The sequence below is a fragment of the Slackia sp. genome (assembly GCF_977041755.1).
Map to the genome: position 1 here is coordinate 1 of NZ_CDRRGL010000096.1, position 7,320 is coordinate 7,320.

The 7,320-nt window shown below is 59.4% G+C and carries 6 protein-coding genes; 4 read left to right on the forward strand and 2 right to left on the reverse strand.

Translation table 11 applies throughout. The features are described 5' to 3' along the window. Positions 1-487: 487 nt before the first annotated feature. Positions 488-1,297, reverse strand: coding sequence for an ABC transporter ATP-binding protein (locus ACWI8T_RS07215; RefSeq protein ID WP_302855516.1), 810 nt, complete (start codon positions 1,295-1,297; stop codon positions 488-490). Positions 1,298-1,300: 3 nt separating this feature from the next. Next, a complete protein-coding gene (locus ACWI8T_RS07220; protein ID WP_123218787.1) occupies positions 1,301-1,681 on the reverse strand; it encodes a RidA family protein in 381 nt (126 codons plus the stop codon). Positions 1,682-2,074: 393 nt separating this feature from the next. Between ACWI8T_RS07220 and ilvA the strand changes: the two genes are divergently transcribed. The 4 genes from ilvA (at position 2,075) to ACWI8T_RS07240 (ending at position 7,282) form a co-directional block, all read left to right on the forward strand. Beyond that, a complete protein-coding gene (gene ilvA / locus ACWI8T_RS07225; protein ID WP_418349267.1) occupies positions 2,075-3,295 on the forward strand; it encodes a threonine ammonia-lyase in 1,221 nt (406 codons plus the stop codon). Between the two features lie 182 nt (positions 3,296-3,477). Further along, positions 3,478-5,151: a 2-isopropylmalate synthase gene (locus ACWI8T_RS07230; protein ID WP_449138454.1), complete on the forward strand. Its 1,674-nt coding sequence runs from the start codon at positions 3,478-3,480 to the stop codon at positions 5,149-5,151. Between the two features lie 152 nt (positions 5,152-5,303). Further along, positions 5,304-6,563, forward strand: coding sequence for a 3-isopropylmalate dehydratase large subunit (gene leuC, locus ACWI8T_RS07235; RefSeq protein ID WP_418349265.1), 1,260 nt, complete (start codon positions 5,304-5,306; stop codon positions 6,561-6,563). A 221-nt stretch (positions 6,564-6,784) separates the two neighbouring features. Then, entirely contained in the window at positions 6,785-7,282 is a 498-nt protein-coding gene (locus ACWI8T_RS07240; protein ID WP_449138455.1) for a 3-isopropylmalate dehydratase small subunit, read from the forward strand. Positions 7,283-7,320 lie beyond the last annotated feature (38 nt).

Below are 7,320 nucleotides of genomic sequence, written 5' to 3' on the forward strand. Positions count from 1 at the left end.
GCGTTCCCGCTTGGCGCAAGATTGAATACTACCTTGCGCGCTCGGCCGTGTCAAGAACTTTTTTCAGAAAGTTTTTCCCGGCCGTCCCGCGGGCCGCGGGGCGCCGCGCCGTCCGGGCTTGGGCCCTTCGCGGCGGCGAGTTCGGTATTATACGCGCCCCCGGCGCGGCGGGTGCGGGAAACCCGCCCGCACACAGGATGCCGACAACTCCAGCGCGGTGGAGCGCGGGGGGACGGGGGATGCGGGGCGGGAGGTGAGCCCCCGACCTGGCGTTTCGCCCCGCCCCGCAGTCCTGGCGCTTCGCCTCGGCCCATAGACGCAACCGCCTCGGAGGCCCGGCGCTTGCGCGTCTCGGCCCTCCGGGGCGATCGACTCGGCTGCGTGTATTCAACCACTTATATAAGTAGAAGGATTGGGCTCACCTTCAGGCCAGGGGTCCTTCCGCGTTCATCATGCGAGCGGCGCTTCCCCTATCGTTGGAGCTTCCTTATTCGCCTTCGTCAAACTTCTCACGAAGCGAATACCAGCCGTGGTTACTTTCGACAGCCAAGGGCACACCGAAAAGTTCCGTCATGCAATCGCCCGTGAGAAGCTCTTCCTTTTTGCCGTCGGCATAAATGGCCGCGTCCTTAATAAGGAGCACGCGATTGATGGCGGGAATGATGTCTTCGGGATAATGCGTGACCAAAATGACCGATCGGCCCTCGGATGCCAGCTGACGCATAACGCCGCGCAGCTGATACATGCCTTCGGGGTCGAGGCCCGTGCATGGCTCGTCGAAAATGAGCGCCTGCGGATCATGGATGAGCTCGCGCGCGACGAGCACGCGGCGCACCTGGCCCGTAGACATTGTCATAATGTCGCGATTGGCAAGTTCACCAATGCCCAAACGTTCAAGCTGCTCTTCGGCTTTTTTGAAATCGGCCTCGGTCGCATGAACGTGACGCGGAATGCCGAGCGTGCCGAACAGGCCTCCGCACACGATATCGCGTGCAGGCAGGTGAACGCGCACCTGATCGTGCATCGTGTTACTCACCACGCCGAAGCACGCCTTGATATCGGCGAGCGACGGTCGCTCTTGGCCGCGGAAAATCACGGGCGGCACATCGCGGTGCAACGGCAACACCTCACGAGTGAGCAGCTGGATAAAGGTCGACTTGCCAGCACCATTCGGGCCGAGCAGCGCGATGTTCTCGCCTTCCGCAAGCTCAAAGTCGTCGACATGCAGAATGACCTTCTCCTTGCGACGCACCGTCGCATCGTGGATTTTGAACAACGGAGTTTCTTGCGTTGCCACGAACTACCCCACGACCTCGGCGATGACCTCGACCTCAACAAGGGCGCCCTTGGGCAGCTTGTCGACTGCGACGCACGAACGGGCGGGCAGCGTTTCGCCGAACGATTCGGCATAAATCGCATTGAAGGCGGCGAAGTCGTTGATGTCGTCGAGGAAGCAGGTGGTTTTTACCACGTGGTCGAAGTCGGTGCCAGCGGCTTCGAGCAAGGCGCCGACGTTTTTCATGACCTGTCGGCTCTGGGCTTCGATGGTGTCGCCAGCCAGCTCGCCCGTCTCGGGAACCAGGGCGATTTGGCCCGATGCGAACAGCAGGCCGTTCACGATATTGCCCTGGGCGTAAGGGCCGACGGCTGCAGGGGCGTTAGGGGTAGAAATGGTCTTCATTGAAAGCCTCCTTCTTTGTGGCTGTGTTGCGGCAACTCTACTACATATATATGTAGGTGTTGCTCAAGGCAGGTTCGCCGCGCTGCGAGGGCGGTCGAAAACGTCCCTTCCTTCACTCGACTCCAGCAATGACGACCAATCTGGCGCGTATTTTCCTTATCGTGCGTCCTTGCCGAAAGAATGCACGATACGAATGGACGAGCAGCAGAAGGCTCCGGCCGTTGCCGAAAACCGAATGCGCAAAAGGGCGCCGCGCTCCCTCGGACCTCGCGAGAATGCGCATACAATGTGAGCATCACGCAAGGTTTCGTGCATGAATTCTTCCATTGTCGGCGCAAATGAGTATACTGCTTTACTACGATAGAGTACGATATTATCAAGGAAGTAACCGACATGACCGAGATGCTCACGCTCGACGCTTTTGAAGAGGCATCTGCCAAAGTGCAGGAGGTCACGCAGAAGACGGGGCTCATCGAAAGCCCTCACTTCAGCGCGCAAACCGGCAACAAGGTATTCTTCAAGCCCGAAAACATGCAGCGCACCGGCGCGTATAAGGTACGCGGCGCGTACTATAAGATTTCAACGCTGACCGATGAAGAGCGCGAGCGTGGCCTTATTACCGCTTCGGCGGGCAACCATGCGCAGGGCGTCGCTTTCGCCGCAAGCCGTTATGGCGCCAAGGCAACCATCGTCATGCCCACCACGACCCCGCTCATTAAGGTCGAGCGCACGCAGCACTACGGCGGCACCGCCGTTCTGCACGGCGACGTATACGACGAAGCCTGCGAATACGCTATGCAGCTGGCCGAAGAAAACGGCTACACCTTCATCCATCCCTTCAACGACCCCGCAGTTGCCACGGGCCAAGGCACCATTGCCATGGAAATCGTGAAAGAGCTGCCGCTCGTTGACTACATTCTGGTTCCCATCGGTGGCGGCGGACTAGCCACGGGCGTATCTACGCTGGCCAAGCTGTTGAACCCGCATATCAAGGTCATTGGCGTCGAGCCCGCTAACGCCGCATGCATGAAGGCTTCCCTGGAAGCTGGCCATGTGGTGAAGCTGCCGAGCGCGAACACCATCGCCGACGGCACCGCCGTGCTGGAGCCGGGCGACAAGATTTTCCCGTACATTCAGCAGAACCTCGACGATATCATCACCGTCGAAGACGACGAGCTCATCTCCGCCTTCCTCGACATGGTCGAGAATCACAAGATGATCGTCGAGAATTCCGGCCTGCTCACCGTGGCGGCCTTGAAGCACCTGCCCTTCACCGGCAAGAAGGTCGTTTCGATTCTGTCGGGCGGCAACATGGACGTTATCACCATGTCTTCCGTCATTCAGCACGGCCTCATCCAGCGCGACCGCGTGTTCACGGTTTCGACGCTTCTGCCCGATCGCCCCGGCGAGCTCGTTCGCGTTGCGCAAACCATCGCCAGCATGAACGGCAACGTCATTCGCCTCGACCACAACCAGTTCGTGAATACGAACCGCAATGAAGGCGTCGAACTGCGCGTGACCATCGAGGCCTACGGCACCGACCACAAAAATCAAATCGTTACGGCACTTGAAGCCGCCGGCTTCCGCCCCAAGCTTATTCAGGCGCACCTGTAAGCGCCACTTCGGCACCCCACGGGTCTGCGCCTTATAAATCCCTTCGTCACTTAACCGGGCGTGCGTTCGCATGCCCGGAATATGCGCCCTCGTGCGGCCGACGACCGGATGAAAGCGAGAGCGTTCCATGTCTGTAATCTAAAAGTGCCGCCATGCGGCCAACCACAGAAAGGGAGCCTCCCATGACCGGAATGCCCAACCATGTAAAGTATCAACGCGGATATTTCATGCCGCCCGAGCCGTGCTACGACTGGGCGAAGAAGGAATACATCGAGAAAGCCCCGAAGTGGGTGAGCGTTGACCTTCGCGACGGCAACCAGGCGCTCATCATTCCTATGAGCCTCGAGCAGAAGCTGGAATACTTCAAGAAGCTCGTCGAAATTGGATTCAAAGAAATCGAGATCGGCTTCCCCGCTGCCAGCGAAACCGAATTTGAGCTGGCTCGCACGCTCATCGAGAACGACATGATTCCCGAAGACGTCACCATTCAGGTGCTCACCCAGGCGCGCGAACACATTATCAAGAAGACGTTCGACGCTCTCGAGGGTTGCAAGACCCCCGTCATCGTTCATGTATACAATTCCACGAGCCTCGCGCAGCGCGAACAGGTATTCAAGCGCGACAAAGCGCAGATTAAGGAAATCGCTCTGACCGGTGCTAAGCTGCTGAAGGAGCTCACTGACGAAGCCGGCCACGACAACTACCGCTTCGAGTACTCGCCCGAAAGCTTCACCGGCACCGAGCCCGAGTACGCGCTCGAGGTATGCAACGCCGTTCTGGACGTATGGCAGCCGACCCCCGACCGCAAGGCCATCATCAACCTGCCTGCGACGGTCGAAATGAGCTTGCCGCATGTGTTCGCACAGCAGGTCGAGTACATGAGCAAGAATCTGAAGTACCGCGACGCCGTTGAGCTGTCGCTGCACTGCCACAACGACCGCGGCACGGGCGTTGCCGAAACCGAACTGGGCATTCTGGCTGGCGCCGACCGCGTTGAGGGCACCCTGTTCGGCAATGGCGAGCGCACGGGCAACACCGACCTGATCACCGTCGCCATGAACATGTTCGCCCATGGCGTTGACCCGCAGCTGAACTTCGCCAACATGCCCGAGCTGGTCGAACTGTACGAGCGCGTGACCAATATGAAGGTTGAGCCGCGCCGCCCCTACGCTGGCCAGCTCGTGTTCGCGGCCTTCTCGGGCAGCCATCAGGACGCTATCGCTAAGGGCCTGAAGTGGCGCGAGGAACATGACCCCGAGCATTGGACCACGCCGTACCTGCCGATCGACCCCACCGATGTGGGCCGCCACTATGAAACCGACGTCATTCGCATCAACAGCCAGTCGGGCAAAGGCGGCATCGGCTACATTCTGGAGCAGAACTTCGGTTACGTGCTGCCCGCAAAAATGCGCGAAGAGCTGAGCTACGCCTCTAAGGACGTTTCTGACCACACGCATGCTGAACTGTCGCCCGAAGAAGTGAATCGCATCTTCCACGAGAACTACGTGAACCACGAAGGCCACATTGAACTCATGGACTTCCACTTCACGCATGCCGAGAACAACAAGGCATTCAAGGCGTTCGTGACCGTGAAGATTGACGGCGACGAGCAGGATGTTATTGGCAACGGCAACGGCCGCCTCGACTCGGTGTGCAACGCCATGGAGAAGCTGGGGCTGAAGGCGCATATCGCAAGCTACAGCGAACACGCCATGACCGGCGGCTCCGACAGCTCGGCTATGGCCTACGTGGGCGTCGAGGACCCGGACGGCAAAATTGTTTGGGGCGCGGGCGAGCATCACGACATTATTACCGCATCCATCAAGGGCCTCATTTCTGCCCTGAACCGCATGTAGCACCATTTGGGGCCGGGACGTACTCCCCGGCCCCACGTTGAGGGGCGAGCGCGCTTCCTCGGGATCAACGCTTCAGGCATCCCGAGGCGTATGCACCGCCCCTCAACACTCATTTACTTATTGCCACTAACCATCCTTAAGGGGGATTCCATATGGGCATGACCATGACCCAGAAAATTTTGGCGGCGCACGCCGGGCTCGATTCCGTAGTGCCCGGCCAGCTGATCGAGGCGAACATCGACCTCGCGCTCGCCAACGACATCACCGGACCGGTAGCTATTCGCGAGCTGAAGAAGGCCGACATGGACAAGGTGTTCGACCGCACGAAGGTCGCCCTTGTTATGGACCACTTCGCTCCGAACAAAGACATCAAGAGCGCCGAGCAGTGCAAAGAGTGCCGCGATTTCGCACGCAAGCACGACATTGTGAACTTCTTCGATGTGGGCCGCATGGGCGTTGAGCACGCGCTGCTTCCCGAACAGGGCATCGTCGCTTCCGGCGACGTGATTATTGGCGCCGACAGCCACACCTGTACCTATGGCGCGCTGGGCGCGTTCTCGACGGGCGTTGGCTCCACCGACTGCGCAGCGGGCATCGCTACGGGCAAGGCCTGGTTCCGCGTGCCTTCCGCCATCAAGTTCAACCTCACGGGCAAGCTGAACCCTTGGGTTTCGGGCAAAGACGTGATTCTGTACATCATCGGCATGATCGGCGTTGACGGTGCCCTGTACCAGAGCATGGAGTTCCAGGGCGAAGGCATTGCATCGCTTTCAATGGACGACCGTTTCAGCATCGCGAACATGGCTATTGAGGCCGGCGCGAAAAACGGCATTTTCCCCGTCGACGAGAAGACGATTGAATACATGAAGGGCCGCGCGCAGCATGAGCCGGTCGTATTTGCCGCTGACGACGACGCCGAATACGAGCGCGTGATCGACATCGACCTTTCCACCGTTCCTTCCACGGTCGCAGCGCCCCATCTGCCCGAAAACACCAAGCCCGTCACCGAGTTCGCCGACGTGAAAATCGACCAGGCGGTTATTGGCTCGTGCACGAACGGCCGCATCGAAGATATGCGCATTGCCGCCGAGATTCTGAAGGGCCACAAAGTCGCCGACGGCGTGCGCGCCATCGTGATGCCCGCAACGCAGGAAGTCGAACTGCAGTGCATTCGCGAAGGCCTGGCTGAAATCTTCATTGAAGCAGGCGCGATTATTTCCACGCCGACCTGTGGTCCGTGCCTGGGTGGCCACATGGGCATTCTGGCCGCGGGCGAACGCGCGATCTCGACCACGAACCGCAACTTCGTAGGCCGCATGGGCCACGTGGAGTCGGAAGTGTACCTGTCCAGCCCTGCCGTTGCAGCCGCATCGGCCATCACGGGCTACATTACCGACCCGGCCTCTCTGTAGGCCAGGCGGCCTGAAGGCCGTTTAGCTTTGCTCGAACCACGTTGACGAAGCAGGTCGACCAAAAGTCAGCGAGAGCGAGCCCGGCGCCGAAGATTCGGCCGAATGGTTGAGCGACGCGTACTTCAGTACGCGAGCTCGGCCAGTCGGGCGAAGATTCGGTGCCCGGCTCGCTCGCAGCGTCGGCCTCTTCGTCGTTCGTCAGAACGACGAAAGGAACACATATGAAAATGACTGCTCGGGGCACTGTTTTCAAGTATGGCGATAACGTCGACACCGACGTTATTATTCCCGCCCGCTACCTCAACATTGCCGACCCCAAGGAACTCGCATCGCACGCGATGGAAGACATCGACACCGAGTTCGTGAAGAACGTAAAGCCGGACGACATCATTGTTGCCAACAAGAACTTCGGCTGCGGCTCTTCTCGCGAGCATGCGCCGCGCGTGCTGAAAGACAACGGCGTGGCCTGCGTAATTGCCGCAAGCTTCGCGCGCATTTTCTACCGCAACGCCATCAACATCGGCCTGCCCATTCTGGAGAGCGCCGAGGCAGCCGAAGCCATTGCTGCGGGCGACACCGTGTCTATCGATTTCGGCACGGGCGTGATTACCGACGAAACCACGGGCGAAACCTTCCAAGCATTGCCCTTCCCCGAGTTCATTCAGAACATCATCGACAACGACGGATTGCTGAACAGCCTCAAAGCTCGAGGCATTTAGTTTTCGGCGCGCGAGCGGGAGCGAGGCATTTCGCTAAG